This window comes from Rhizobium sp. 21-4511-3d (assembly GCF_053522545.1).
Map to the genome: position 1 here is coordinate 1 of NZ_JBNWCF010000004.1, position 26,223 is coordinate 26,223.

Below are 26,223 nucleotides of genomic sequence, written 5' to 3' on the forward strand. Positions count from 1 at the left end.
ATCAGCCGCTCAGATCGGGGCTGACCGTTGTGCCGTGTGATGACCACGCGGACATTTCTACCTTGCAAACCGCCGGACATTCCAACTCTCCCGCCACATCGGATGGACGTTAGTACATTCTATTTCGTAAAGCGGCGACAGTTGTGCCAGTTAGAGATGCGACGGTCTCGCTTGGCCGCCGTACTCTCCGCAGTATCACCGTCCATGTCGGCCGTCGACGATACCGGCGCCTGTTGCCCGCGGCTAAAGGAAGCGTTGCGGATGGAATGGTTTGGGGTCCGCAAAGGTTTCTTCACCAACCATCTGCTCCGCCAAGAGCCGCCCGCCGGCAGGCCCGAGCGTGAGGCCGTGATGTGCATGGCCGAAATTGAACCAGAGACCCGCATGGCGTGGCGCCGGGCCGATGACCGGGCGCATGTCCGGGAGGCACGGACGAAGGCCGAGCCAGGGCGTTGCCTCCACCTGATCACCAAGCGGAAAGAGTGCGCGTGCCATCATCTCGGCCGGGCCGAGCTGGATTGTGTTGACCGGCGCATCGGGTGCAGCGAACTCGATACCGGTCGTCAAGCGAATGCCCCGGGCCATCGGTGCCAGAACGTAGCCGGCTTCTTCGTCAACGACCGAATGGCCGAGTGGCTGGCCGCCGCTCTGGGCGTAGTGCCGGTGATAGCCCCGCTTGACGGCCATCGGCAGAGCGTAACCGAACTTTCGAAAGATCAGGCCGGATTGCGGGCCGAGGGCAACGACGACCTCCCTCGCCTCCAGGATCGAGCCGTCTTCTGCCGCCAGCGACCAGCCGTTCTTCTCCTCGCACAGCATCGCCGCATCAGCGCGGACGATCCTGCCGCCCGAGGCAGTGAAGGCTCCCGCATAGGCGGCTGTCAGCGCTTGCGGATCGGTCACGGTTTTCGGATCGAGCCAGTGAATGGCGCCGGCGATTTCCGTGTCTGTTGCCGCGAAAGCCGGTTCGAGCGCCTGAAACGCCGGACCATCGAGGATCCTGATCGCCAGTCCATATTTCGATAGACTTGCAGCCTCCGCCCGGGCGGCATCAAACCGCCGGGTGTCCTTGTAAAAAGAGATCCAGCCGTCAGAGCGGATGAGGCGAGACGCCCCTGCCCGCTCGATCAGCTTGTCATGTTCGCTGATACTGGCCTCGACCAGAGGCAGAAGCGCGCGGGTCGATATCTCCAGATTGGCAGGTGAGGAATGCCACCAGTAACGTGCCAGCCAGGGCGCGATCCGGGGCAGATAGAAAGGGTCGTAGCGGACGTCGGACGCGCGGTTCAACGCGTATTTTGCGATCGTCGTAAATTGCCGCGGAAAGGCGTAAGGGATGACCGAGGAGCGCTCGATCAGCCCCGCATTGCCGTAGCTGGTCCCGCCGCCCGGCTCACCGCGGTCGGTAAGCACGACCGAGCGGCCGCGATCCTGGAGATGTATGGCCGCACTTACGCCGACGATGCCGGCACCGAGAACGAGGATGTCTGTTTTCATCGGATAGCTGACAGGGTTGGCGCAGAGGCTTTTGGACCTCTGCGCGACTGGATCGCCAGGCGATCAGTAGATGTCGAAGGGGAAATACTTTCTGGTGATTTCCTGGTACTTGCCGTTGGCGACGAGCGCATCGATCGCCTTGTTGAAGCGCTCCTTCAGCTCGGTGTCGCCCTGGCGAATGCCGATTCCGGCTTGCGTTTGGGTACCGGGAACGTCGCCAAGCAGCTTGCAACAATCCTTGCCGGCCTTGTTCAGCCAGTCCACGACCACGAATTTGTCGGAAATCAAAGCGTCCATGCGGCCATTCTGCAGATCGGCGACCGCTTCGTCCTGGGTCGGATACATCTTCGCTTCGGCTCCACCCTTGGCATAGTGGTCGTTGAGATAATCAGCCTGCGTCGTCGATGCCTGCGCGCCGACGATCTTGCCCTTCATGTCCTCGATCGAAACGCCTTTGAGGTCGCTATCCTCCGGCACCGCAACGGCAAGCGGCGTCGTATAGTATTTGTTGGTGAAGTCGATCTGCTTCTTGCGTTCGTCGGTGATGCTCATCGATGCGATGATGGCGTCGTATTTCTTCGCGAGAAGTCCCGGGATGATGCCATCCCAGTCCTGGGCGACAATCTTGCACTTGGCTTTCATTTCCTGGCAAAGCGCATTCGCCATGTCGACATCGAGACCTTCGAGGCTGCCATCCGATTTGACATAGTTGAACGGAGGATAGGCGCCCTCGGTTGCAATGCGGATCGTGTCGTCCGCGCAGGCAAGATGTGTTGCCGCCAGCAAGGCTACGGCAGCCAGGAGGATGGTCTTTTTCATTGCTGTTCCCTTTTTGGAATTATTCGCCTGCTGAGTGTAGCAATTCCGACCTGCTTCACAACCCTGAACAGGCCACGGCGTGCGCCGCCGGGCGCAGCCGCGCCTCGGCTACGGCTGCCAAGTCCGATATACGGCTACTCTGGAAGATGAGACTTGATTCAGCGCTCCGCGATGCGCTCCTCAAGCGCGAGCAGGCCCAGAAAGACGGCGATCGAAAGCAGCAGGCCAAGCGTTGCATCGGACGCGTAATGCGCGCCGACGGCCACCCGAAGTCCGGCTGTCGCAAGCGAAGCCAGGATGACGGGAGGTGCCGTCCACATGCGGTAGCGGGGTGGCAACACAAAGAGAACGCATATCAGCCAGCCTGCGTCGGATGCTTCTCCCGATACGAACGAGCAGTTTCGTTCGCAGGGCTCCATTGAACGATCCCGCCGGCATGAATTGGAGCTTGCCGCCGAAGAGATCCGTATCAAACGGACGCGGCCGGCCGGAATGCGCCTTGAGGAACAGATTGGTGATCAACCCGGTTCCGATGCCGAGGCTGAGGAGGGATATCCAAAGCCGCTGTACCGGCATCCGATAGCGAAGACTCGGCGAGTATCCCGCAACCAGCAACGCAATCACGACCGCCGCGGCCGCCAGATAGGGCAGCGCATAGAGAAGCCACCGAAGGGTCGTGATCCAGGCAACCTTGCTGAGCGTGAAATATCCGCATTGCGGCACCGTGGCTCGGTCCACACAGAGCGCCGAACTGAAGAAACGCTGCGAAATCCTGACATCGATCATCGGCCATGCATGGAATATCGCCAGCAACAAAAACCAGAACGCCGTCAGAACGAGGAAGGAATCGAGATAGGTCCATTGGCGGGAGACAGCATGTAGGGTGGTCATCGCGGCGCTCTTCATGGAAATGAGACGTCGCCGCCATATTCCGGTTGCGCCTGACAGGAACCTGAACGGATCCCGCTGAATTCTTTACGGATCCGTAAAAAATCCAAACCCTGCGAGCGGAACCTGCTCCGAGCGTAGCGATGTGGATGCCGTGGGCGGAAGCACTTCCAGTGCTCCAACGTCCCATTTGCGCCAGGACTTCCTCGAAGCCGAGCGGATCGGCCTGGAGCCGAGATCTCGCCCGGTACGAAGGCTGCCTCTCGTTCAGCGGGAAAGCCCGGTTGTTTCACGCTGATCCTGGTTGGCCGTCATGTAGATGACGATCAGGATGATCGCTCCAAGGAAAGCGAAGCTTGTGTAGATCGTCCCGAAACCAAGGCCACCATATTCACTCGGCTGCGATAGCAGATCGCCGAACGAAGCGCCGAGCGGGCGGGTGAAGATATATGCCAGCCAGAACGCCGCGATGCCGTTCACCTTGAGGATGAAGTACGCCGCAGCAATCGCCACGATCAGTGCCAGAAAGATCAATGCGGTCGTCAGATACCCGAAGTCGAACTTCTCAGCCACCAGATCGCCCGCGGCCGTTCCGAGCGCGAATGTGAACAAGATTGCCAGCCAATAGAAACCTTCGCGGCGGTTGGTGAAGATCGTGTGGATCGAAAGCGTTCGCTCCGCCAGATACCATCCGAGGAACGTAGCGCCGAGCGCGACCGTGAAGAAGATCGTCGATGCCTCCAGTGAAACGCCGAAATTGTCCGTGAGGTTGTCGGTCACCAGCGTCCCGACGACGCTAATAAGAACCACGGCGGCCCAGTAGGCGGCAGGCACATAGCGCTTCTGTGCAAATTGTGCTCCGACCACGACGACGAGGACGATGGTCATGATGATGGACATCAGCGTCAGGCCGAGGCCGAGATTGACGGCCAGATAGTCGGCTGCGGTCTCTCCCATGGTGACCGCCATGAGTTTGATGAGCCAGAAATCGACGGTCACCTCGGGCACGCGGTTTTCCGGCGCGGCAAGCTGCTGGTTTGCCATGGTCATGGTCTATCCTCCGCTCACTTGCCGATGATCTGCATGGCTTCGGTGAGGAACTTGTCCGCGCGCGTGTCGTCGTCGGCATTGCACCTTTCGACCGCCTTGGTCTCGAGTTCCTCGACCTTTTTCATGTCGGCGCCTGAAAGCTTTGCGGACGCTTTCGCAGCACGCATGTCCTTCAGCATGTCTTCGCAGGGTACGGCGGCGTGAACGGGCACGGCGATTGCGATGAGCCCGAGAGCCACGACGGAGTTCAAAGCGGCGGCGGCTACGATTGTCTTCATGATTTTGGTCCTCTCGCTGGAGCGGTTTTGATGCAGCAGGATTGCAGCGAGGGGGACGATATTGACCGGGACATACAAGCGCCTTGCCGGAACCATACCATTTGGTAAGGCCGCGACTTTACGAAACCGTATGTTGTAGGATGCGCATCATCGCGGTTACACTTTCGCTCGAACATCAATCTGGTGAAAACCTCAAATGCGCCTTCTCCTGGTCGAGGACGATCGCAAGACGTCGGAATACGTGGCCAAGGGCTTCGCAGAGGCAGGGCATGTCTGCGATGTCCTCGCCGATGGACGCGACGGGCTCTTCCAGGCTCAGCGCGAAGCCTATGACGTGATCGTCGTCGACCGGATGCTGCCCGGCCTAGACGGCCTGTCGCTCGTCCGGTCTCTGCGCGCAGCCCGCGTCGGCACCCCTGCCCTGTTCCTGACCTCCATCGGCGGCGTCGACGATCGCGTCGAGGGACTAGAGGCAGGCGGCGATGACTATCTGGTCAAGCCATTTGCATTCTCCGAGCTGCTTGCGCGGGTAAACGCGCTCGCCCGGCGCCCGCCGGTTCAGGAGCAGAAGACAGTTCTGAGGGTCGCAGATCTCGAACTGGATCTGATCCGCCGCGAGGCCCGCCGCGCCGGTCAGGCGATTGAGCTTCAGCCGCGGGAATTCACCCTCCTGGAAGTGCTGATGCGTGGTGAAGGACGGGTGCTGACCAAGACCATGCTGCTCGAACGCGTCTGGGATTTTCATTTCGATCCCAAGACCAGCGTCGTCGAGACCCATGTCAGCCGGCTGCGCGCCAAGATCGACAAGCCGTTCCAGACGCAGCTCCTCCATACGCTGAGGAACACCGGATACAGCCTCCATGCGCCTCGTTAGCCTGCGCCGTAGCACGCCCTTCAGACTGGCCATGACCTTTGGGGTGCTGTTCATCCTGACGTTCGTCGTCAGCGGCGCCGTCATGTATCACATGCTGCGCACGGGCCTCGCGCATGAGATGGATGCGTCTCTTCAGGAGATGAATTCCGTCATTGCATCGACCTATGCGCCCGATGACATGGAAGATCTGATCGCGACGCTGAACAGCTACGTCAATCTGCAGACGACCAAGGACGGGCTCTATTCGCTTGTCGATGCGAGGGGGAACAGGCTCGCGGGCAACTTCACAGCGATCAAGATGCCGCCGGGCGTCTACACCATCAATCCGGAAGACATCGGCCTGCCCGGTTCCGGCAGATTCAGGATCCAAGTCACCGAACTTGGACCGAACCTCCTGGTGGTCGGAGAGAGTTTCTCCGACATGGACGACCTCTTGAAGATCGTGCTGGTGAGCCTTGGCTGGGCGGCCCTGCTGGTTGTCGTCGCGGCGCTGGGCGGCGGCATCTTTCTGGCAGCCAGAGCCCAACACCGCCTTGATGCGGTCGCCCGCACGATGCTCGACGTTTCCAACGGACGGCTCGAGAGCCGGATTCCGCTCAAGGGAAAAAGCGATGACCTCGATCTCGTGGCGATGCAGATCAACAGCGCTCTCGACCGCCTTTCGGGCTTGGTCGAGGGGATGCGCCAGGTCAGTGCCGATATCGCCCATGAACTCAAGACGCCGCTCAATCGCCTGAAGATGACGCTCGGCGATGCGATTGAGGGTGCCGCCGGCGGTCGCGATGTCGGCTCGCTTTTGGCCGATGCGCGCGCCGAAAGCGACCAGATCAACGCGACTTTCGAGGCCCTGCTGCGCATCTCGCAGATCGAAGCCGGCGCGCGCCGGCAGCGCTTCCAGAAAGTCGACCTTGCCGGGATCCTGACCTTCGTCGAGGAGGTCTATGCCAGCGTGGCCGAAGACAATGGCCAGGTACTCGAGTTGCTCCCCTCGCCTTCGGTCGAGATTATGGGTGACAGAGAACTCCTCACCCAGATGGTGGTCAATCTCGTCGAGAATGCCATCACCCATTGTCCCGAAGGGACACGGATCGTTATGGCTCTGCTGCAGGCCGACGGTGAGACGGTTCTTCGCGTGGTCGATAACGGAGCGGGTATCCCTTCGGACGAACGAGACAATGTGTTCAGGCGCCTCTACCGCATGGACAAGAGCCGAACGACATCAGGAAGCGGACTTGGCCTCACCCTCGTAAGGGCCATTGCGGATCTACATTTTGCGCATATCGAGCTTGGCGACAATCGCCCGGGACTGGCAGTTGCCGTGTCGTTTCCAGATCCGCCGCCATCGGCCGGATAGAAGGTTGCAGGCCCCTCGGCAGTCACAAATCTGACATTCAGGTGGCCGTCAGGAAATCACATCATCAGCTTCGCAACACGCCATGCTGCGAGACACGATGAAGAACCACGCCAAGCTATCCATTGCCGTCGGAACCGTTCTCTCCATCGGGGGAGCTCTCGGCGGCTATGCTGCATACCTGCAGGCCGTTGGAAATTTCCATATTGTCATCAAGGGGCAGCTTTACCGTTCGGCGCAGCCGACCCCGGCGCAGCTCGACGCCTATGTCAAAGATCACGGCATCAAAACGATCATCAATCTGCGTGGTGAAAAGCAGAATGCCGCCTGGTACCAGGCGGAAATCAGAACCGCCGCCGAACTCGGCGTCGAGCATATCGATTTTGCGATGTCGGCCTCCCGGAAGCTGACACCGGGCCGCGCCGACGAGATCGTGGCGATCATGGTGGCAGCGCCCAAGCCGATCCTTGTCCACTGCCAGTCGGGATCCGACCGCACCGGGCTCGTCTCGGCGATCTATACCGACAGGATCGCTGGTGAAGGTGAGGACAGAGCCGAAAGGCAACTTTCCTTCTACTATGGCCACGTCGCGCTCCCCTTGATTTCGGCTGCCTGGCCGATGGATGCAAGCTGGGAAGATCTCGAAGCGCATTTCGAGCGCAAGGGCTGACCAGCGGATCGCTTTCCGGATGAAAGCGCCAGCAAAGCGCGGTTCTTTCAGCGTCCCGGCCAAAGATTGCGCAAAAGGAGGCTCGAGCGCGCCACAAAACGCGACACCTCATAAAACGCCCGCCACGGCAAAACGGTCATGTAGTGGCCAGCGGGCAGCTTGAAGCGCTTGAGACCGTTCTGGATCAGTGAGCCGCGTTCCGCGCTCTGACGTATGGGCGCCATTCGTCCGACTTGCCTTTCGAGACCTATCGCTTGCCGGCTTTGCGCGCAGCGCGCCAAAGGCTTTCCAACAAGATCAGGATGCAGCCGATCAGGAGGATGACCCCACCTGCTAGAGCCTCGAGATGAGCATACTTGACGGCCGCGGTGACGATGAGGATGAGACCGAGCGCCAAGATGGCAAGGGCGCCGTCGTCGACGAACATGCCGGCGACTTCCTCGAAGGCGATCGTGAAAAGGCGCTTCATCGCACAGCCCCTTCGTCCGCGATGCGATGCTGGCGAAGGCCTTTCACGGCAAGCCAGGAGAAAACAGCAAGCGCCGCAAAGATAGGGATCAGCGACAGATCGGCACCGGGCCACCGAGCGCCGATGCCCTCTCCGGTCCAGAAAATCCCGAAGGCGCTGAGAAGCAGGCCAACGACAAGCTTCAGGCTGTTTTCCGGAACCGACGACAACGGCTTATGGACGAACAGCCCGACGATCAGGACCAGAATACAGGCTGCGGCAGCGCCGATGCTGGCATACCCCGTCATTCCCTGCCCTGCTCCGGTGGCGATCACGATGAAGACGACCTCGATGCCTTCAAGCAGGACAGCCTTGAAGGCGGCAATACCTGCAAGCAGATTGGCTCGCTGGTCGGCCGAGTGCCGGCGAAGGCTCTCGCTCTCCTTTGCAAAGGCCTTTTCCTCGTCATGAAGCGCAATATAGCCGGAGGCCCGAAGAATAGCTTTGCGGAGCCAGCGCAGGCCGAAAAGGATCAGAAGCGTGCCAATGGCAAACTGCAGCGCTTCGATCGGGATGAGACCAAGCAGCGGCCCGAGAGCTATCGTCAAAAGGCCGAGGACGACAAGGGCGGCACCGGTCCCGATGAACGCCGGCTTCCAGCTCTGCGTCACACCGACGGCAAGAATGATCGTGAATGCTTCGACCACCTCGACCAGCGAGCCGAGGAATGCAGCACTGATCGTTGAGGCAATGCTTGTGACGGATGTCATTTCGACTCGTGCCCTAGAGTAATCTTGAAGACCGGCGTCCGCACTTCGACGCTGGCGATGCGCGCCACAGCGCACCTATTCACGAAGGCTGACGATCACCTGAACGCGCTCGCAATGATCGCCGCGACGGGCGCTGTTTGTCTCCAGCCGATCAGCTTGATCCCTCAGCAAACGCCGACGCCGGCAAACTCGATCCTCGTTTGAGGGCCTGAACTCACAAATCGAGCTCTGTGCGCAGCGTCTCCAGCCGCTCCATCGCGATCACACCGTCCGCAATGCTTGGCGCCGGAGTTGATGCACCGGCTAGTGCAGGAACGACGTCTGCCAGCAGTGAGTGGTAGCCTTTCGGGTCCTCATTTGCGGCGGCCGTAAAATTCGGCTTCCACGTCAGAGTGTCGCTATCGTCCTTGAGCGTCGCAGCCAGATCGTCGATCTTGAATGGAGGATTCCTGTGCCATTTGATCTCGATCACGTCGTCGACCTCGATGCGCTGGTGATCGCTCATCAGCTCGATACGCTCCACCGGCGTTCCGCGAGACTGAATGGTTCCCATCGCGATGTTGCCGATCGCGCCGCATTCGAATTCGAAGCCGACATGGAAGAGCACGCGGCCGGGCGTCTTTTCGACCTTTCGCGCCGAGATCGTCCGTACGGGCGACACGAGGAATGAGACGAGGTCCATATAGTGGACGCAGTGGTGCAGGAAGAAGCCGGTGTAATCGACGTTTCCGGCAAAATATCCGGGCGCCGTCATATAATAGCCGGTCAGTCCCATCACCTCGCCGAAACGGCCGGACCTGACGATGTTTGCGGCCATCCGGTTGCCGATCGAGTATCGCTTCATGAACCCCAGCAGCAGCGGCTTCTTCGCCTTCTCGGAGGCGGCCAGCAGTTCGCGTGCGCCTGCGGCACTTCCGGATGGCGGCTTTTCCATGAAGACGGGCAGGCCCCTCTCAAGTGCCGCCTTGCCGAAGGCCAGATGCTGGTCCGGGCCGACCGCCATGCCGATGGCGTCGAGGCCAGGCGTGCGCAGCAGATCCTCGACGTCGGTCACGAGATTGGTGACACCGAACTGGCGGCCAGCGCCTTTCAGGCGCGCGCCGTCGATATCGCACAGTCCGACCAGCTGCACGTCATGACGGACGAGCTGCGGGAGAAGCATTTGGGTTGCGTGGATGCCGCAACCGATCCAACCGATTTTCATAGTCATCGACGATATTCCGTAAGCAGGAGGTGGGATTTCATGAAGGCGCTCGACGCCGAGAGGCGATCGCTCTCGTCCTCGTGGGGCGCGCGCCACTGGGCAAAGGGCACGCCGAAGCGGTCGTCGGTGCGCCGGAAAGGCTCTAGCGATATCGGGCCGGTATAGCCAACCTCGTGCAGCGCCCGGCAGACTTCGACCCAGTCGGTCATGCCGGTGCCGGGGAAGCCGCGATGATTTTCGTTCGCCTGGAAATGCACGATGCGATCGCCACCCAGCCGGATGGCTTCGGCGAGAGAGCTCTCCTCCATGTGCATGTGGAACGTGTCCAGCATAAGCTTCACGGCAGGATGATCGACAGCGTCGAGCAATTCCATCGCCTGCTGCGTCGTGCAAAGGACGTCGCTTTCGAACCGGTTGAGCGGCTCGACCGCCAGGGTAACGCCGGCATTCCGGGCATACTCCCCTGCCTCCTTCAAACCTCTGACGCAGCGATCCTTGCGCGCCAGCCGCTCGGCTTCATCGACAGGCTGTGGCGGCCGGCCGGCAAAGACCAGCGGGTTGCCGGTCAGCGGGCCGCCGACGATCTTCGCGCCGAGCCCCGCAGCGCAATCGACCGTGTATTTGAGATATTCGACCCCGGACCGATGAGCCTGGATTTCGGCTGATGCGAGATTGCGCTGAAGGTTGACGCGGGCTGCGAGCACCACGCCGAGCCCGGCATCATCAAGAGCCTTGCGTGCCTCCTTGATGTCGAGCTCGCCCACCTCGGGAACGAGAAGCTCAACGAAATCAAAACCGTGTTCCCGCATCTTCGCAAACAGCGGAAAGTGCTCGGCTGTAAAGGGCCGCGCATATTGCATCGAAATCAACCCGATCGGGTTCATCTGCCATTCCTTTTTAAGAGCGAGGTTCGAACTGCCGAACCCGATTGAAAATCGATAGACGTCAGCCTTTGACCGCCCCCTGGGTCAGCCCGCCGATGAGGCGCCGTTGCACGAGAAGAAAGAGGATGGTTGCCGGCATGGCGCCGACGACGGCACCCGCCGCGAGCAGACCCCATTCGATCTGGTATTCTCCGATCAGGGTCTGGATCGCCACGGTGACGGGGCGCACGTTGCGGCCGCCGAGCGTCAGGGCGTAGAGATATTCGTTCCAGGCGGTGATGAAGATATAGATGCCGGTCGAGATGATCCCCGGCATGGTCAGCGGCAGCACCACCTTCCGCAACGCGGTCAGCCGTGAGGCGCCATCGGTCATCGCCGCTTCGTCGAGGCTCTTCGGGATCGCCCCGATGTAGCTCGTCAGCATCCAGACGGCAAAAGGAATGGCGACGGTCGCGTTGGCGAGGATCAGGCCAAGATGCGTGTCCAATATTCCGAACTTTCTCATCAGCACGAATAGCGGAAGAATGAGGAGCACGATCGGGAACATGTTGATCAGCAGGAACTGGAGCATCAACAGTTTCCGGCCCGGAAAGCGAAACCGCGAAAAGGCATAGGCCGCGGTGACCGAGACGATCAGGCCGACGACGACGGTCCCGCCGGCGATGATCAGGCTGTCCATCATGTTCTTCAGGAACGACGTCTGCTCGAAAAGCCTGACGTAGTTGTCGGCACTCCATCCGGCCGGCGAAAGCGACACTCCGCTGGCGTTGAGCGCCGCGGTAGGTGTCAGGGACGTCAGGATCATCCAGGCGAAGGGTGCCATTGCGAAGATCACCAGCAACGCGACCGGCAGGTCGGTCGTCAGGATACGCCGAAGGGTTCCGGGCTTTTTCACTTCTGCACCTCCCGCATCGTCCGGGCCAGATAGACGGCGACGAACGCCCCGAGGAAAATGGTGAAGGTCACGGCGATCGAGGTTCCGTAGCCGAAATCAAGATTCTGGCGCGCCTTGATGAAGGCATAGAGAGGCAGCGTATACGTCGCGTAGCCCGGGCCGCCGCCGGTCATGACGAAGATCACGTCCATCGAATTGGCAACCCAAATCACCCGGAGCAACCCGGCAGTCGCCAGAACCGGCGCGATACCGGGCAAGGTAATGTGCAGGAACTGACGCCAGGGCGACGCGCCGTCGATCGACGCGGCCTCGTATTGGCTTTTCGGAATGCCCTGCAGGCCAGCGAGGATCATCACCGCGAAGAACGGAAATCCCTGCCAGGTCAAAGTGGCGATGATCGCGTAGATCGCAACATTGGGATCGGCAAGCCACGGCACCGCTGCCTTGACGATCGAGAGATAGATCAGGATGTCGTTGAGAACGCCGGTATTCGGATCGTAGATCCAGCGCCACATGAGCGCGATGACGACACTCGGCAGAGCCCAGGGAATGATGATCAAAGCGCGCGCGAGACCACGCCACGGAAATTCGCGATTGAGCAGCAGCGCCGTCAGCAGGCCGAGCCCCATCTGCAGCGGCACCGTCAGACCGATCCAGATGATCGTGTTCCAGAGCGCCGCCCAGAAGACCGGGTCGTTGAACAGCTTCACATAGTTTGCGAAGCCGACGAACTTGCTGGCATTCGGCCTGAAGAGCACGAGATCGTAGAAGCTCGTCCACACCGCCTGGATCATCGGCATGAACACGATGACGATCGTGACGAAGACGGCCGGCGCCAGGAGCATGTAGGGAAGGATGCGTTCCGAACGCCATTGAATTCGGCTTCGGCGCATCGGGGTAGAGGTCGTCGATAAAGACATGATCGGCTCCGGGGACGAACTGCGGTGGACGGCCCCGGAGCAAACCGGAGCCGTCGCCCATGGACTACTCGGCAAAAAGCGTCTGCAACTGTTCCATCATCTGCTTTGCAGTGATCTGTCCGGTGAGAGCCTGCTGCATGTTGGTCTGCCACGCCGTGTTGACGAACTCGGTCACTGCGGACGTCTGCGGCAGCACCTTGGCGAAGGGCAGCGACTGCACCGTCGCATCGACAAAGCGGCGCTCATGCAGTTTCCAGTTCGCCGAACCACTCTTGGTCACGGTCATCTGGCCGGTCGCACTGTTGAACGCGACATTGTTTTCGCCCTCGGCGAGGAAGGAGATCCACTTCCATGCCGCATCCTTCACGGCCGACGACGAGAAGATCGCCAGGGATTCGTCGCCATAGGATGTCCACTGTCCCTTGCCGCACTTCGGCACCGGCACGGCCGATACCTTGTCACCCAGCGCCGCCACGAGATCCTTGGAGGAGCCGATGTGATGGATGGTCATTGCCGTCTTGCCGGATTTGAAGGCGGCGATGATTTCCTGGAAGCCGTCGTTCGGTGCCGAGGGCGGAATGACCTTGTCCTTCTGGAAGAGATCGACAAGCCACTGGTTGGCAGCGATCGCTTCCGGGGTCGTCAGACCGCCCGGCTTCAGCTCGGCGCCCTGCGACATGACGAACGAGCCCCACTGGTCCCATCCACCCTTACCGCCACGCAGCCCGAAGCCGTAGGTATCCGGTGCCTTCGTCAGCTTGATCGCGTCGTCCCTGAACTCCTCGCAGGTGGTCGGCGGCTTCAGGCCTGCGGCCTGAAAGAGGTCCGTGCGATAATAGAGATAGAGAACGACATACTGGATCGGCAGGTAATACTGCTGGCCGTCAGGTCCCTTGTTCAGCTCGAGCAGGTTGTCGAGCAGATCGGCCTTGCCCTTCCAGGCGTCGATCCGATCGCCGAGCGGCTCCAGCGCGCCCATTTCGACGAGCCGCGGCTGTGCGAACAGCTTCACCATCGCGGCGTCAGGCGCGTTGCCGCCCACGATCGAGGTGTAGAGATTGTCGTAATAGCTGTTCCACGGAACGTTTTCCGCTTCGATCTTGATATCCGGGTTTGCCGTTTCGAACTTCTTCACCAGGTCCGACATCGGGTTGGCGGGATTGTCGAAATGGTACCAGAAGCGGACGGTCTCCGCCGCCATGGCGTGACTAAAGGCGGCCGAAGCTGCCAGGGCGGCGCCGAGCGCCAAAGTCTTCAGAATTTTCATGCCTTCCTCCTCTTATTTTAACGCTATTGGCGGCCAGTCAGCCGCCTTGCTGCATTGCCCGCCGCATGAAGCGCCTCCCGCGCCGCGGCAAGTTCACGAGTGTTCTGCAAGAACCCGTGCATGACGCCCGGGACGATTTGCAGTTCGTCGTCACGGCTGAGCGCCCGAAGGCGCCGGCCAAGCTCAAGTGTGTCGGAGAGCAGCGGATCGACGGCCGCCGCCATGAGATACAGCGGAGGCAACGACGCCAAGGCGGCATCGTCAGCCATCAGCGGGCAAGCCAGGGGATTGCCGTCAATCGCCTGCTCGCCGGCATAAAAGCTCCAGTAGCGCCGCATCTTCGGCCGCGTCAGGCCTGGACCATTCTCGAACCGGATATAGGACGGGGTCTCGAACGATCGGGCGTAATTTCCATAGAACAACAAGGCGCCATCGGCCTTGGCTCCGCCGGTTGCCTGCTCGTGCAGCATCGCGGACAATGCGAGGTTCGCCCCGGCCGAGTCACCCGAGATCAGAACCGGTCCGCTCCTGACGCCAGCCTCCTTCGTCGCGGCAAAGACGCTTCGCAGCGCCGAGACGACGTCCTTGAGCCCGGCAGGAAACGGATCTTCCGGCGCCAGCCGGTAATCCGGCAGAACAACAGGCATTCCGCTCTCGACAGCAAGCACCCGTGCACAACGTTCGTGCGTTTCGGGTGAACAGAAAGCGAAGCCGCCACCGTGGATGAAAAGAATGACACCGGGGCGAGCGCCTTGCGGCACCAGCACCTTGAGACGGGTCCGCGCCGCGCCCAAGGCGGCGTCTTCGTCCACCCAGACATCGCCAGCGAAATCCATTGCAGGCATCTCGGTGTTGCATCGCACGTTAGCGGCGAGCGATTGAGCGCGTCCTTCAGCGGGCGGCAGCGTCGTCGGATCGGGCAGAGCACCGAGTTCGCGATAGACCGCCTCGATCAAGGCGATCGATTCCCCGGACAGTTCTCCCGACATATCCACGGACGCGCTCACTGCGTCGCCTCCGGAAACACCTCGGGACCAAGATCGACAATCGTCGCGATGTGATGCTGCATCGCCTTGGTGGCGCGAAGCGCATCGCCGCTTTCGATGCAGTCGATGATGCTGCGATGGCGCCCTGCCGTTGCCTCGAGATCTCTGGCTGCCGGGCTGCGGGAAATCTTGAAGCGGTGATTATGAACGAGGCAGCGATGCAAGATCGGGTCGAGGGCCGGAAGGTTTGCATCTTCGAAAACACGGCGATGGAAATCTCTGTCGAAGGCGGCAAGCTCCAGTTCATCACCGGCTTTTGCGGCCGACATCATCTTGTCGAACAGCTCGTTCAGATCCCGGATCAAAGTCCGGCTCGGCGCCCGCATCACGCGCGCCATGCCGTTTCCTTCGATCTGCTGGCGAAGGCGGAACATTTCGATCGCCTCGTCTTCGGTGCATTCCGAGACCTGCGTGCCCCGCCGCCCCTTTCGCAACACGAGACCTTCTTCCTGAAGCTGCAGCAGCGCTTCGCGAACGGTGCCCTGGCTGCATTGGAAGTGCGCGGCCAGATCCAGTTCGGTGAGCCCTGTGCCGGGCTCCAGCACGCCGAGCATGATGTCGCGCTTCAGAGCATCGAAGGCCGCCCCCGCCTTTGCGGGCCTGCTCGCTGTCTGCCTGGGAGGAAAATATGCCATGTGCCGGTCCGAACGGTTGCCAATCCAATGAAGTATCATTATCGATATTGATCTCGATAATGAGCGTCAAGTCAGAAATTTCGATCTGGGAGGAACATGTGGCCGGAATCGAACTGAAAAGAATCCAGAAGTCGTACGGCTCGCTGAAGGTCATTCACGACATCGACGTGGACATCAGAAGCGGAGAATTCCTTGTGCTGGTCGGGCCATCCGGCTGCGGGAAATCCACGCTGCTGCGGATGATCGCCGGCCTCGAGGAGATATCCGGAGGCGACCTGATCATCGATGGCGCACGCGTGAACGAGCTGGCGCCGGCCGAGCGGAATATCGCCATGGTGTTCCAGGACTACGCGCTCTATCCGCATATGACGGTCCGCGAAAACATGTCCTTCGGCCTGAAAATGCGGGGCGAAAAGGACGATCAGATATCGGGCCGGGTGGGACAGGCAGCGGATGTGCTGAAAATCGCCGATTATCTCGAGCGGCGTCCTGGCCAGCTCTCCGGAGGGCAGCGCCAGCGCGTTGCCATGGGCCGGGCGATCGTCAGGGAGCCCGCCGCGTTTCTGTTCGACGAGCCGCTATCCAACCTCGACGCAGCGCTTCGTGTCGAAATGCGGCTCGAAATCGCAAAGCTGCACAACCGCATGAAAGCAACGACCGTCTATGTCACGCATGACCAGGTCGAGGCGATGACACTGGCGGATCGCATCGTCGTCATGAACGGCGGGGTCGTCGAGCAGATCGGCAGGCCGCTCGATCTCTATCACAAGCCCTCCAGCCTGTTCGTCGCCCGCTTCATCGGCAGCCCGACCATGAATACGATACCTGCGACGCTCACAGCCGACAGCGCCGGCATCCAGATCCTCGGCCGGCATCTGCCGCTTCAGACTCCCATTGCGTCGGGCGCCTCGACCCGGGACATCGTGCTCGGCGTTCGGCCCGAAGATCTCACCCAATGTTCCGCGGATCACGCTTGGTTCAGCGGCGAGCTTATGGTTGCCGAGCGACTGGGCAGCCAGACTTACGGCTACGTCGAAATTGGCCACTCGAAAATGTTGAGCGTCGAATTTCCGAGAAACAGCGACCTGACTGTCGGCGACACGATGCATTTCCGCTGCACAAGCGGGAACATTCATCTCTTCGATGCGAGCAGCGGCAGGAGATTGTCCTGATCGGATGCGTGAAGGGATGGTAATCAACCCACGGCCGCAGAAAGGTAAACCAGGATCGCTGGAGGCAACTCGCTGGCCAAATGGCTGAAATTTGCGCCAGATGAACAGCCTCAACCACCCAGCCACTAGCGGCCGGCATCTCGCGCCAAGACGAAATCGTGCTCGACATCCCAGAATTTGTCGGCGAACTCAAGTACCCTGGCCCTGCCGGCGTCCTCCCTCAACCGAAACTCCGCCAGCAGGCTTTCCTTGACTCCGAACACTGCGTCCGAGTGGATGTAGGGATCGTCAGGGTCGAAGATGTGAGTGGTAAGAGTTTCGAAGCCATCGGCCTTGATGATGTAGTGCAGATGCGCCGGACGGTAGGGATGGCGGCCGAGTTGAGCGAGCAGCTGCCCCACGGGTCCGTCATCCGGAATCGGGTAGAATTTCGGCTTCACGGCGCGGAACCAGTAGTGACCGTCAGCGCCCGTGCGGAAGATGCCTCGGAGATTGAAATCCGGCTGGATGCCCTTCTGCTGGACGTCGTAGAAACCCTCGTCATTCGCCTGCCAGACGTCGATCACGGCATTCTCGATCGGCTTTCCGTCGGTGTCGAGGACACGGCCGCTGATGACCATGTCCTCACCCTTCTGATCGAGGCAGATATTGGCGCCCATCGGCAGTTCCGGTGCGTCAGCGACATGGAAAGGCCCGAGCACAGTGCTTTCCGAAGCGCCGGACGGCTTGCGGTTGTTGATGGCGTCCACAAGCATCGAAACGCCGAGCACGTCCGACAGCAGGATGAACTCCTGGCGCCAGTCGGTGCAGGTGTGGCCAGTGCGGGTGAGGAACATGATCGCCTCCATCCACTCGTCCTGCGTCGGCTCCAGTTCCTTGACCGCCTCGTGAAGTTTGCGCGTCACGACCTCCATCACCTGCTTCAGCCGCTCGCTCTTGGCGTTGACGTTCCGGCTGGTGACGACCTCGACCGAGCTTGCCTCGGTGAAATATCCTCTTTCGTCGCTGCTCATTTCTGCCTCACCGGTCCAGAACGGTCTTGAGAACGCGGCGCAACTCGCCTTCGGCATCGGGTACCGCCACCTCGGCGCGCCACGCGACATGGTGATCGGGGCGAACCAGAAGCGCGCCGGCATCACGGATTTCCCGAGCCCGCGCCCAATCGCCGGTCAGATCTTGCCAGACCTGCCGCGGTCCGATCTTGTGTACGTTGATCTGGATACCGAATTCCTTGGCAACGGCCTTGGCCGCAGCCTGCCATCCGTCCCCGCCGATGCCGGTCAGGATGGTAAACACCCCATGCCCCGCCAGGTCGAGGCTCGATATCTTCTCGCCGTTCTGGCCGAACAGCCAGACATGCGGCAGGCGGGCGCCCGGCCAGGATGTCGGCTGGAAATGAAGCTCGGCGTCCTTCTCGAATTTCGGTTCGGGCTGATCGTCTTTGACTACGGCATTCGAGGCATAGCGGTGGTTCATCTCGACGCCATGCGCATCAAATTCATAAACCTTGGAGGCGATCGCTTCGCGGATGGCGGCGCGCTGGCGCTCGGCGTCTTCGGTGTCGTTGCAGCGCGCATCCATATTCTGCTGCATCTTGACCGGGTCGACGGAATCCAGAAGGCCGAGAGATTTGAAGATCGGGCCGAATTCCTCGATCGACTTGTTGGCGCGCGTGACGATCTGCTTAGCGATCGGCGCGCGCTCGGCCTGATAGCTGTCGAGCAGCCCTGCTCCGGCCTGCCCCTTGAGCACCATCGCAAGCTTCCAGGCAAGGTTGAAACCGTCCTGGATCGAGGTGTTGGACCCGAGCCCGTTCGACGGCGGATGGCGGTGCACGGCATCGCCCATGCAAAAGACCCGCCCGTTCGACATCGTCGTCGCGTACATGTTGTTGACCGTCCAGGTCGAGACCGATTTGATCTTGGGTGTCAGATCGGGAACGCCGACGAGTTCGCGCACCACCTTGGTTGCGAATGCATCATCGACCTGTGGCGCCGGCTGGTTGATGTCGTAGCCCCAGACGATCAGCCATTCGTTCCAGGGACGAACCATGCGCACGAGGCCCATGCCGATGCCGCCGACATCGGCGCCCGGCTGCAGCACCCAGTAGAGAACCGATGGGCGATGCGCGACATAACGCGAAAGGTCGGCTTCGAAGAGGATGTTCATCGAACCGGCAACACCCATCTTGCCCTCGAAGGTCAAGCCGGCATGCTCCGCAACCTTGGAATTGCCGCCATCGGCGCCGATCAGAAACTTGGAACGGATCGTCAGTTCCTTGCCGGTCAGGCGGTCGAGGCAGGTGGTCGTGACGCCCTCCCCGTCCTGAACATGGCTCAGATATTCCGTCGACATGCGCGACTGGGCGCCGCGCGAACACGCCGTCTTGAAGAGCAGCGGCTCCATATAGGTCTGCGGCAGATCGTTCATGCGCCCTGGCGAGGTCAGGATGTGCTCGGCCTGCGACAGCGGGTGGTTGCCCCAGCTCTGCATGCGGCCGATCTCCTCGCCCGCGACCGCCGTACAGAAGACGTTCTGGCCCATCAGCTCCTGCTCGGTCGCAAAGAGATAGGCCTCGTCCTCCACGTCACGGCCGAGATCGCGCAGGACCTCCATTGTCCGCTGGTTGGTGATATGCGCGCGCGGCGTGGTCGCCAGCCAGCGATAGCGGTTGATCACGAGCGGCTCGACACCGTAGGTCGCAAGCAAAGCGGCCGTTGCAGAACCCGCAGGCCCGGTTCCGATGATCAAGACGTCGGTGGTTATATCAGCCATTCGGCCCTCCCATTGTGTCGAATGATGCAGGTCCGCCCTTCAGCAGGCGGCGGACCGGAAATAGCTCCCAGCCGGTACGCCGGGAAATGAGCCCCCAGAGCCCCTGGGGTGCGAAAAGCATGGTGACGATCGCCAATGCTCCGAGCGCCAGCAGATACCAGGAGCCGTAGCTCGAAAAGGCATTTTGCAGCGCAAAGAAGATGAGAACCCCGAGAAGCGGCCCCTCGATCGTGCCGATGCCGCCGATCACGACGATGAAAACGACGTAGGCCGTCCAGTCGGTCAGCGAGAAGGCCGCGTCCGGAGATATCCGTGCTTTCTGAAGATAGATCAGCGCGCCGACCATGCCTGTGACGAATGCGGTCAGCAGATAGATCGCCGACTTCAACCGGAGCGCATCGACGCCGAGTGCACGGGCAGCGGTTTCGTTGTCGCGGACTGCGGCAAGGCCAAGCCCGTGCTTGCTGCGCAACAGCTTGTAGATCAGCGTGATGGTGGCGACGGCGAGCGCCAGTGCCAGCCAATAGGCGAGCGCATCTGCGGCCGCGGCGGGCCGCATGCCGAACCCGTCGCCGAGGGCGGAAAGTCCCAGCATATCGCGTGTGGCATCGCGCGGCAGCGAGGTGCCGGTTCCACCGCCAAGCGCCTTCCACTGCGCAAGCAGCAACCGCCCGACTTCGGCAATCACCCAGGTGCCGATCGCAAAATAGGGACCGTAGAGGCGGAAGGAGAAGAAGGCGGTCGGAATGGCAACCAGTGCTGCCAGCAGGCCGGCAAGCGGGATGGCGATCAGGGGATCGACGTCCGCCAGGATGACTAGGCCGAACAGGGCGTAGGCGCCGCATCCGACGAAGAGCTGTTGCCCGACCGAAATGAGACCCGCATAGCCGGCCAGCAAATTCCAGCTCTGCGCCAGCGTCAGCATCGTCAGGATGAAGAAGAGGTCCTGGACAACACCGCGCGATACGGCAAAAGGCGCAGCCGCCATCAGGACGACCACGGCGATGGCTGCGATGGAAAAGAGGCCGGACAGCTTCGTCCGCGTCTCGATCCTCCATGCACCCTTTGCGTTGATGTCATCCGTCATCGTGTTGAAACCTGTCGTCATGGCGCGCCTCAATCCACTGCTCTCGGGAAGAGGCCGCGTGGCCGGAAGAGAAGCACGAGAAGGAAGGCGATATGCCCGGAAAGGATCTGCCATTCGGGATTGATCGAGGCGCCGACCGTCTGGGCCACGCCGAGGATGACGCCGCCCGCCAGCGTTCCCCAGAGCGATCCGAGACCGCCGATGATCACCGCTTCGAAGGCGTAGATGAGCCGGGACGGGCCGGAGGTCGGGTCGAAATTGGCGCGCGCGCCGAGATAGAGCGCAGCGACGGTGACGATCATCATCGCAAGACCTGTGGCGATCGCGAAGATCGAGTTCGGCCGAATCCCCATCAGGCGGGCGGTGACGACGTCATCGGAGGTCGCCCGGAAGGCGCGTCCGAGAGCGGTGCGGTAGATCAGCTGATTGAGCGCCACGATGACGGCGACGGCCGACGCGAAGGTCAGCAGCGGCATGAGGCCGGCGTTTATTCCGGCAAGCTGGATCGATGCCGTTTCGAGCGCGCCGGCCGAAACACGCTTGCTGTCGGCAGTGAATGTTTCCAAAAGCCCGTTCTGGATAACGATCGAGAGACCGAAAGTGACGAGCAGTGGCGGCAGGATATCCTTGCCCAGCGTACGGTTCAGCAGATGATATTGCAGCAGCCAACCGAGCCCAAACATCAGCGGAGCGGCAATGACCGCCGCCAGGAACGGATCGAGCCCCAGCGTCGAGACGATCAGCAGGATCAGGAAGGCGGCCAGCACGATCAGATCGCCATGGGCGAGATTGACGAGGCGCATTATGCCGAAGACCAGGCTGAGGCCGGCGGCAAACAGCGCGTAGAGGCCGCCAAGCAGCACGCCTTGCAGGAGTGTATCAAGCCAACTCATGGGTACCAGCTCCAAAATAGGCGGCGTGGATAGCGGCCCGGTCGAGTTCCGCGGGTCGTCCGGTGAGAGTGATGCGGCCCTCCATCATGCAGTAGATGCGGTCGGCGACCTTCAGCGCCTGCGCGATATCCTGCTCGACGATGACGATCGCCGCGCCCGATGCGCGGATCTTCGAGAAGGCACCGTAGATGTCCTTGATGACGACAGGCGCAAGACCGAGGCTGAGCTCGTCGCAAAGCAGCACTTCCGGATTTGACATCAAGGCACGGCCGATCGCCACCATCTGCTGCTGCCCACCGGAAAGCGCAGTTGCCGGATTGCGCCTTCTCTCCTTCAGAATCGGGAAAAGCGCATAGATCGTTTCCAGCGACCAGTAGCCGGGCGCTCTTTTGCCATAGCTGCCGATCTGCAGATTTTCTTCAACGCTCAGGGATGGAAACAACTTGCGGCCCTCGGGCACCAAGGCGATCCCGCGGCAGACGACATCGGCGGCATCAAGTGCACCGATCGGCTGCCCGCGATGATGGATCATCGCCGGCGCATTGGAAATCACGCCTGCAATCGAGCGCATCAAAGTCGATTTTCCGGCACCATTGGCGCCGATCACGGCAATGGTCTCGCCGGCCTGGAGTTCGAGATCGACACCGAAGATCGCCTGGAAATCGCCGTAGAAGGCCGTGAGCCCCCGGGTTTCAAGAAGGTTCGCCATCACACCTCCATTCCGAGATAGATCTCGCGCACTTCGCGGGACGCCATAATCGCGTCGGGTTCATCGATGCCGATCACCCGGCCGAAATTGAGGACCAGCAGACGCTCGGCGACTGCCGTCAGCGCGTGCAGAACATGTTCGATCCAGATAATCGTCACGCCGCGGCCATGGACCCGCTTGATCGTTGCGACCAGCTGCTGGCACTCACCGTCGGTCAGGCCACCGGCAATCTCGTCGAGCAATAGAAGCTTCGGCTTGGTGGCAAGCGCCCGGGCAAGCTCAAGACGTTTACGCTCCAGAAGCGTCAGCGACGCCGCAAGCGCGTTGGCTTTTCCGATCAAGCCTGTTTCCACGAGAATATCGGCGCAAAATGCCGCCACGTCGCCCTCGCTGGCCCGCGAGCCGAAGGCGCCAGCGACGAGCAGATTTTCATAGACGGTGAGCCTCTCGAAAGGCTGCGGGATCTGGAAGGTGCGGCCCATGCCCGCAAGGCAACGCTGCATGGGCGGAACGGTTGTCACATCCTTTCCGTCAAAGACGATCGACCCTGAGGCGACCGGAAGGTTGCCGTTGATCAGGTTGAACAGCGTCGATTTCCCGGCGCCGTTCGGCCCGATGACGCCGAGCGCCTCGCCCTCTTTCGCCGAAAATCCGATGTCTTCGGCAACGACGAGCGCGCCGAAGGACTTCGAGACACCTTTGAGTTCCAGTATGGACATGGATCACCTCCACTCGCCCCCACCCGGCAGATCAGCCAGGTGGGTCGAGCCAGTTACGCCAGCGCTTCGAGCTTGCCGCCGAGCGGCACGTTGGGCGAAAGGCTGTTTTCGACGACGACCAGCTCGTAGCCGCCACCAGATTTGAGACGCCACTGCCCGCCGACAAGCGGTGTCTTGGCGACGTTCTTCTGCGCAAAGGGCGGAAGCTTGTCGCTGCCCCAAGCGACCGGTCCGACAATCGTATCGAGCTTGGTTTCACCGATCGCCTTGGCAACGGCATCGCCGTCGGCGGTATCTTCAGCCCGCTTCATGACGTCGACTGCGAGCTCGAACAGCGCATGTGCAAAGCCGATCGGCTGCGTCCACGGGCGGCCGGTCGCCTTGGTAAAGGCGTCCGCAACGGCAGCCGCGCTATCGCCCGTCAGAGACGACTTGAACGGATGGCTCGGCGTCCACCAGACTTCGGTCGACAGGTTGTGACCTGCGTCACCCAGCGCTTCCACGGTCTGTGGGAAAAGCAGCGCCTTGCCGATCGAGGCGATCTTCGGCTTGAGGCCCTGCTGCTTTGCCTGGTTCCAGAATGTCGTCAGATCCGGCGGGATCATGACGCCGGTGAGGATATCGGTATTCGCCTGCTTGAAGGCATTGATCTGCGCCGAGAAGTCGTCGGTCAGGTTCTGGTAGCGGCCGGTATCCGTCAGGCCGTAGCCCAGTTTTTCGAGAACCGGCGGGAAGCCGACAACCTTGTCGCCCCAGGCGTTGCCGTCTCCATCATTGGGGAAGAGGCCGCCGATCTTCTTGTTTGTCTCGATCTGTCCCCACATGCCGGTAAAGACGGCAATGATATCCTCGAGGCCCCAGAAGAAGTGATAGGCATAGTCGAACGGCTTCCACGACGCCGGGTCGCCCGGATTGCCTTGCTGGCCGATGAACCACGGCTGCCAGGGCGCGACGGTCGAGATGCAGGGCATCTGCTCGCCTTCGCAGGTTGTCGAAACCGGGTTGGTGGTCTCCGGCGTCGACGAGACCAGCATCAGGTTGATCTCGTCGTTGACGATCAGCTCCTTGGCAACCTCGGCTGCACGGTTCGGATTGGACTGGCTGTCCTTGACGACGACCTCGTAGTTCAGCCCCTGCTTCTTCGTCGTCGCCAGAAAGGCGTCGATGACGAACTTGTCTGCTTCGCCGAAGGCCGCAAGCGGCCCTGTCTGAGGGCTGACATAGCCGAGCTTGATCGCCTTGTCCTGAGCGATGGCCGGTGCTGCTAGCCCCGACGTCGCGATGATCGCACCGCCGGCTGCCGTCGTCTTCAGAAAATCGCGTCTCGTAAACATGTGACCTCCCATAGTCCCCTCTCCTCCCAAAGAGCGCGCTCCACTGCGCGATAAACTTCACTCGGCTGGCCGGCGGCCCTCCCAGGCATTCTGCAAAAGCCGTCTGATGGAACCACGATCGATTGGCTGCGGGTTCCAATAGGGGTTCTCGACCGCGATCCCCGCCGCCTTGTCGAGATCGGCCTCCGTCAGACCCAAATCCCGCAGCGAGAGCGGCGCGCCGATGGATTTGGCGAAATCCCAGAGCCCGCCGCCGACGGACCCGCCGAAAATCTCGGCAACGGGGGCAAGCTCATTGGCCGCCGCCTTCGCATTGAAGCCCGCGGTATGTGGCAGCATGATCGCATGCGTCTCGGCATGCGGTGTATCGAAGGAGCCACCGAGCGTGTGGCAGATCTTGTGATGCAGCGCCATCCCGACCGCCCCGAGCACGGTTCCGCACAACCATGCGCCATAGAGAGCGTCGTTGCGCGCCTGCGCATTTCCGGGCGCCTTGACGATTTCGGGGAGACTGCGCGCGAAGGCCCGCAACCCCTCCACCGCCATCAGACTGGAGATCGGGTTGCGATCCTGCGCATAGAGGCCTTCGACAGCATGTGCCATCGCGTTCAGGCCGCTCGCGACACTCATCGCAACGGGCAATGCATGCGTCAGCAGCGGATCGTAGATCACCACTTCCGGCAGGATTTTCGCGTCCTTTACCGTCGTCTTCCGGCCGCCTTCGGTCTGGCCGAGAATGGATGTGACCTCGGACCCGGCATAGGTCGTCGGCACGACGATCTGCAGAAGGTCGCTCCGGTAGGCGATTGCCTTGCCGAGGCCGGTGGTCGAGCCGCCGCCGAGCGAGACGACGCAGTCAGCGCGCGTCTCCGCCACAACTTTCATCGCCGCCTCGGTCACCTCGATCGGCGTATGCATGACGGCGGCGGCGAAGACACCGCAGGCGAGATCACCGATATCATGGGCGAGCGCCTCGGCATCCGGCTTCTGATGCGGAGTGGAGAGAACCAGCGCACGCGTCGCGCCCCACTTCATGATCCAATGCCGCACGCTGTCCCGGCTTCCGTCTCCGAAGACGATGCGGGCGGGGCTGCCTGCATAGGAAAACCTCGTGCTCATGCCGCTCTCCCCGGCTTGGAGCGCACCATCACGAATGTCAGCGCGACGGCCTTTCCCCTCCGGCCATCGATATCGGCCGGATCGAAACTATGAACGAGCTCGGGACGAACACCGAAAAGCGCATCTTCCGCCAGCAACGGATCGCTCGCGTCATAAACATGCGTCGTGATCGTCTCGAAGCCTTCGGCGCGGATCACGAAGTGGAGGTTGGCAGGCCGATGCAGTGGAAACCCCGCCGCCGAAAGCAAGCGGCCGACAGGGCCATCTCCCGGCACGCCGTAACCCGAGGGCACGACGGAGCGATAGGCAACCCGTCCGTCGCTGCCGGTGCGAAACAGTCCGCGAAGGTTATGTTCGGGCTGCAGGTCCGGCTGCTGGTTCTCGTAAAAGCCTTGGTCATTCGCCTGCCAGGTGACGACCGCCGCGCCTGGGATCGGCAAGCCATCGAGATCCTCGACACGAACCGAGACAGCCAGGGGCTCGCCGATACCGTCAAGCGATATCGAGGCTCCGGCCCGGCGCTCCGGCGCATCGTCGCGGAAGAAGGGGCCACGAATGGTATTGGGCGTCGCCCCTTTCGGCCTGCGGGAATTGATCGCTTCAACCAGCGCCGAAGCGCCCGTCAGATCCGACAGCAGCACCCACTCCTGGCGGCGCTCGTCGGAGGCGTGTCCGACATCCGTCAGGAACGCGATGACCTTGCGCCAGTCTTCCTGCGTCGGCCTGAATTGCTTGATGAGGTCGTGGACATGGGCAACGGCGGCGGCGAGCAGCTGCGCGATGTCAGCATCCTTCTGACCGGCCAGCCGCTCGGCAAACACCTCTGACGATGTCGCCTCGCTGAAGGTCAGCGTCGGAATATGGCCCGCCATGCTTTTCCTCCTCATCGCCTGTGGGTGAAGAGAACATTAACAGCGCC

29 protein-coding genes are annotated in these 26,223 nt (G+C 61.4%); 6 read left to right on the forward strand and 23 right to left on the reverse strand.

Features of this window, described 5'->3' with window-relative positions; translation table 11 throughout:
• Positions 1 to 243: 243 nt before the first annotated feature.
• From ACQZ5H_RS10795 to ACQZ5H_RS10805, 3 genes are all read right to left on the reverse strand, one after another.
• Positions 244 to 1,497: an NAD(P)/FAD-dependent oxidoreductase gene (locus ACQZ5H_RS10795; protein ID WP_449097665.1), complete on the reverse strand. Its 1,254-nt coding sequence runs from the start codon at positions 1,495 to 1,497 to the stop codon at positions 244 to 246.
• A gap of 63 nt (positions 1,498 to 1,560) precedes the next feature.
• On the reverse strand, positions 1,561 to 2,316 hold the full coding sequence (locus ACQZ5H_RS10800; RefSeq protein ID WP_449097666.1) for an ABC transporter substrate-binding protein: 756 nt from the start codon (positions 2,314 to 2,316) through the stop codon (positions 1,561 to 1,563).
• A 158-nt stretch (positions 2,317 to 2,474) separates the two neighbouring features.
• Positions 2,475 to 2,735, reverse strand: coding sequence for a phosphatase PAP2 family protein (locus ACQZ5H_RS10805; RefSeq protein WP_449097667.1), 261 nt, complete (start codon positions 2,733 to 2,735; stop codon positions 2,475 to 2,477).
• A 22-nt stretch (positions 2,736 to 2,757) separates the two neighbouring features.
• Between ACQZ5H_RS10805 and ACQZ5H_RS10810 the strand changes: the two genes are divergently transcribed.
• Positions 2,758 to 3,198: a hypothetical protein gene (locus tag ACQZ5H_RS10810; RefSeq protein WP_449097668.1), complete on the forward strand. Its 441-nt coding sequence runs from the start codon at positions 2,758 to 2,760 to the stop codon at positions 3,196 to 3,198.
• Between the two features lie 273 nt (positions 3,199 to 3,471).
• Here the strand turns inward: ACQZ5H_RS10810 and ACQZ5H_RS10815 are convergent, their stop codons facing one another.
• Both ACQZ5H_RS10815 and ACQZ5H_RS10820 read right to left on the reverse strand, forming a co-directional pair.
• The gene (locus ACQZ5H_RS10815) at positions 3,472 to 4,248 is read right to left on the reverse strand and encodes a COG4705 family protein (RefSeq protein WP_449097912.1); all 777 of its coding nucleotides are present in this window, start codon (positions 4,246 to 4,248) and stop codon (positions 3,472 to 3,474) included.
• Between the two features lie 20 nt (positions 4,249 to 4,268).
• Complete coding sequence (locus ACQZ5H_RS10820; RefSeq protein ID WP_112717907.1) at positions 4,269 to 4,532, reverse strand: hypothetical protein; 264 nt, start codon at positions 4,530 to 4,532, stop codon at positions 4,269 to 4,271.
• 196 nt (positions 4,533 to 4,728) lie between these two features.
• On the opposite strand from ACQZ5H_RS10820, the gene ACQZ5H_RS10825 reads away from it, so the two are divergent.
• From ACQZ5H_RS10825 to ACQZ5H_RS10835, 3 genes are all read left to right on the forward strand, one after another.
• The gene (locus ACQZ5H_RS10825; RefSeq protein ID WP_449097669.1) at positions 4,729 to 5,406 is read left to right on the forward strand and encodes a winged helix-turn-helix domain-containing protein; all 678 of its coding nucleotides are present in this window, start codon (positions 4,729 to 4,731) and stop codon (positions 5,404 to 5,406) included.
• On the forward strand, positions 5,393 to 6,760 hold the full coding sequence (locus ACQZ5H_RS10830; protein ID WP_449097670.1) for an ATP-binding protein: 1,368 nt from the start codon (positions 5,393 to 5,395) through the stop codon (positions 6,758 to 6,760). The genes ACQZ5H_RS10825 and ACQZ5H_RS10830 overlap by 14 nt, the downstream gene beginning before the upstream one ends.
• A gap of 97 nt (positions 6,761 to 6,857) precedes the next feature.
• Positions 6,858 to 7,427 (forward strand): dual specificity protein phosphatase family protein, encoded by a 570-nt coding sequence (locus tag ACQZ5H_RS10835; protein WP_449097913.1) that lies wholly within the window; start codon positions 6,858 to 6,860, stop codon positions 7,425 to 7,427.
• 247 nt (positions 7,428 to 7,674) lie between these two features.
• On the opposite strand, the gene ACQZ5H_RS10840 is transcribed toward ACQZ5H_RS10835, so the two are convergent.
• Both ACQZ5H_RS10840 and ACQZ5H_RS10845 read right to left on the reverse strand, forming a co-directional pair.
• Positions 7,675 to 7,896, reverse strand: a complete 222-nt coding sequence (locus tag ACQZ5H_RS10840; RefSeq protein ID WP_449097671.1) for a hypothetical protein — start codon at positions 7,894 to 7,896, stop codon at positions 7,675 to 7,677.
• Positions 7,893 to 8,645: a COG4280 domain-containing protein gene (locus ACQZ5H_RS10845; protein WP_449097672.1), complete on the reverse strand. Its 753-nt coding sequence runs from the start codon at positions 8,643 to 8,645 to the stop codon at positions 7,893 to 7,895. The genes ACQZ5H_RS10840 and ACQZ5H_RS10845 overlap by 4 nt, the downstream gene beginning before the upstream one ends.
• 24 nt (positions 8,646 to 8,669) lie before the next feature.
• Here ACQZ5H_RS10845 and ACQZ5H_RS10850 point away from each other — a divergent pair, with 24 nt between their 5' ends.
• Complete coding sequence (locus tag ACQZ5H_RS10850) at positions 8,670 to 8,849, forward strand: hypothetical protein (RefSeq protein ID WP_449097673.1); 180 nt, start codon at positions 8,670 to 8,672, stop codon at positions 8,847 to 8,849.
• Positions 8,850 to 8,859: 10 nt separating this feature from the next.
• Here the strand turns inward: ACQZ5H_RS10850 and ACQZ5H_RS10855 are convergent, their stop codons facing one another.
• The 7 genes from ACQZ5H_RS10855 to ACQZ5H_RS10885 form a co-directional block, all read right to left on the reverse strand.
• On the reverse strand, positions 8,860 to 9,855 hold the full coding sequence (locus ACQZ5H_RS10855) for a Gfo/Idh/MocA family protein (RefSeq protein ID WP_449097674.1): 996 nt from the start codon (positions 9,853 to 9,855) through the stop codon (positions 8,860 to 8,862).
• The gene (locus ACQZ5H_RS10860) at positions 9,852 to 10,733 is read right to left on the reverse strand and encodes a sugar phosphate isomerase/epimerase family protein (RefSeq protein WP_449097675.1); all 882 of its coding nucleotides are present in this window, start codon (positions 10,731 to 10,733) and stop codon (positions 9,852 to 9,854) included. Before ACQZ5H_RS10860 ends, ACQZ5H_RS10855 begins: the two co-directional genes overlap by 4 nt.
• A 61-nt stretch (positions 10,734 to 10,794) precedes the next feature.
• Positions 10,795 to 11,628 carry a carbohydrate ABC transporter permease gene (locus ACQZ5H_RS10865; protein WP_413711404.1) on the reverse strand — a complete coding sequence of 278 codons (834 nt, stop codon included), beginning with the start codon at positions 11,626 to 11,628 and terminating at the stop codon, positions 10,795 to 10,797.
• Complete coding sequence (locus ACQZ5H_RS10870) at positions 11,625 to 12,548, reverse strand: carbohydrate ABC transporter permease (protein ID WP_203430867.1); 924 nt, start codon at positions 12,546 to 12,548, stop codon at positions 11,625 to 11,627. The genes ACQZ5H_RS10865 and ACQZ5H_RS10870 overlap by 4 nt, the downstream gene beginning before the upstream one ends.
• A 64-nt stretch (positions 12,549 to 12,612) precedes the next feature.
• A complete protein-coding gene (locus ACQZ5H_RS10875) occupies positions 12,613 to 13,815 on the reverse strand; it encodes an ABC transporter substrate-binding protein (RefSeq protein WP_203430868.1) in 1,203 nt (400 codons plus the stop codon).
• 23 nt (positions 13,816 to 13,838) lie between these two features.
• Positions 13,839 to 14,822 carry an alpha/beta hydrolase gene (locus ACQZ5H_RS10880; RefSeq protein WP_449097676.1) on the reverse strand — a complete coding sequence of 328 codons (984 nt, stop codon included), beginning with the start codon at positions 14,820 to 14,822 and terminating at the stop codon, positions 13,839 to 13,841.
• Positions 14,819 to 15,496, reverse strand: coding sequence for a GntR family transcriptional regulator (locus ACQZ5H_RS10885; protein WP_449097677.1), 678 nt, complete (start codon positions 15,494 to 15,496; stop codon positions 14,819 to 14,821). Before ACQZ5H_RS10885 ends, ACQZ5H_RS10880 begins: the two co-directional genes overlap by 4 nt.
• 98 nt (positions 15,497 to 15,594) lie before the next feature.
• Here ACQZ5H_RS10885 and ACQZ5H_RS10890 point away from each other — a divergent pair, with 98 nt between their 5' ends.
• Positions 15,595 to 16,668 carry an ABC transporter ATP-binding protein gene (locus tag ACQZ5H_RS10890; RefSeq protein ID WP_449097678.1) on the forward strand — a complete coding sequence of 358 codons (1,074 nt, stop codon included), beginning with the start codon at positions 15,595 to 15,597 and terminating at the stop codon, positions 16,666 to 16,668.
• Positions 16,669 to 16,793: 125 nt separating this feature from the next.
• On the opposite strand, the gene ACQZ5H_RS10895 is transcribed toward ACQZ5H_RS10890, so the two are convergent.
• From ACQZ5H_RS10895 to ACQZ5H_RS10935, 9 genes are read right to left on the reverse strand one after another with little or no spacing between them, the layout of a single operon-like run.
• Complete coding sequence (locus ACQZ5H_RS10895; protein WP_449097679.1) at positions 16,794 to 17,681, reverse strand: intradiol ring-cleavage dioxygenase; 888 nt, start codon at positions 17,679 to 17,681, stop codon at positions 16,794 to 16,796.
• Between the two features lie 7 nt (positions 17,682 to 17,688).
• Positions 17,689 to 19,443, reverse strand: coding sequence for an FAD-dependent oxidoreductase (locus ACQZ5H_RS10900; protein ID WP_449097680.1), 1,755 nt, complete (start codon positions 19,441 to 19,443; stop codon positions 17,689 to 17,691).
• Positions 19,436 to 20,551 carry a branched-chain amino acid ABC transporter permease gene (locus ACQZ5H_RS10905; RefSeq protein ID WP_449097681.1) on the reverse strand — a complete coding sequence of 372 codons (1,116 nt, stop codon included), beginning with the start codon at positions 20,549 to 20,551 and terminating at the stop codon, positions 19,436 to 19,438. Before ACQZ5H_RS10905 ends, ACQZ5H_RS10900 begins: the two co-directional genes overlap by 8 nt.
• An 8-nt stretch (positions 20,552 to 20,559) precedes the next feature.
• Complete coding sequence (locus ACQZ5H_RS10910; RefSeq protein ID WP_449097682.1) at positions 20,560 to 21,423, reverse strand: branched-chain amino acid ABC transporter permease; 864 nt, start codon at positions 21,421 to 21,423, stop codon at positions 20,560 to 20,562.
• Positions 21,410 to 22,132 (reverse strand): ABC transporter ATP-binding protein, encoded by a 723-nt coding sequence (locus ACQZ5H_RS10915; protein WP_449097683.1) that lies wholly within the window; start codon positions 22,130 to 22,132, stop codon positions 21,410 to 21,412. Before ACQZ5H_RS10915 ends, ACQZ5H_RS10910 begins: the two co-directional genes overlap by 14 nt.
• A complete protein-coding gene (locus ACQZ5H_RS10920; protein ID WP_449097684.1) occupies positions 22,132 to 22,851 on the reverse strand; it encodes an ABC transporter ATP-binding protein in 720 nt (239 codons plus the stop codon). The genes ACQZ5H_RS10915 and ACQZ5H_RS10920 overlap by 1 nt, the downstream gene beginning before the upstream one ends.
• Positions 22,852 to 22,904: 53 nt before the next feature.
• Positions 22,905 to 24,185, reverse strand: coding sequence for an ABC transporter substrate-binding protein (locus tag ACQZ5H_RS10925; RefSeq protein ID WP_199625170.1), 1,281 nt, complete (start codon positions 24,183 to 24,185; stop codon positions 22,905 to 22,907).
• Between the two features lie 57 nt (positions 24,186 to 24,242).
• Entirely contained in the window at positions 24,243 to 25,304 is a 1,062-nt protein-coding gene (locus tag ACQZ5H_RS10930) for a maleylacetate reductase (RefSeq protein ID WP_449097685.1), read from the reverse strand.
• Entirely contained in the window at positions 25,301 to 26,176 is an 876-nt protein-coding gene (locus tag ACQZ5H_RS10935; RefSeq protein ID WP_130281141.1) for a dioxygenase family protein, read from the reverse strand. The genes ACQZ5H_RS10930 and ACQZ5H_RS10935 overlap by 4 nt, the downstream gene beginning before the upstream one ends.
• Positions 26,177 to 26,223 lie beyond the last annotated feature (47 nt).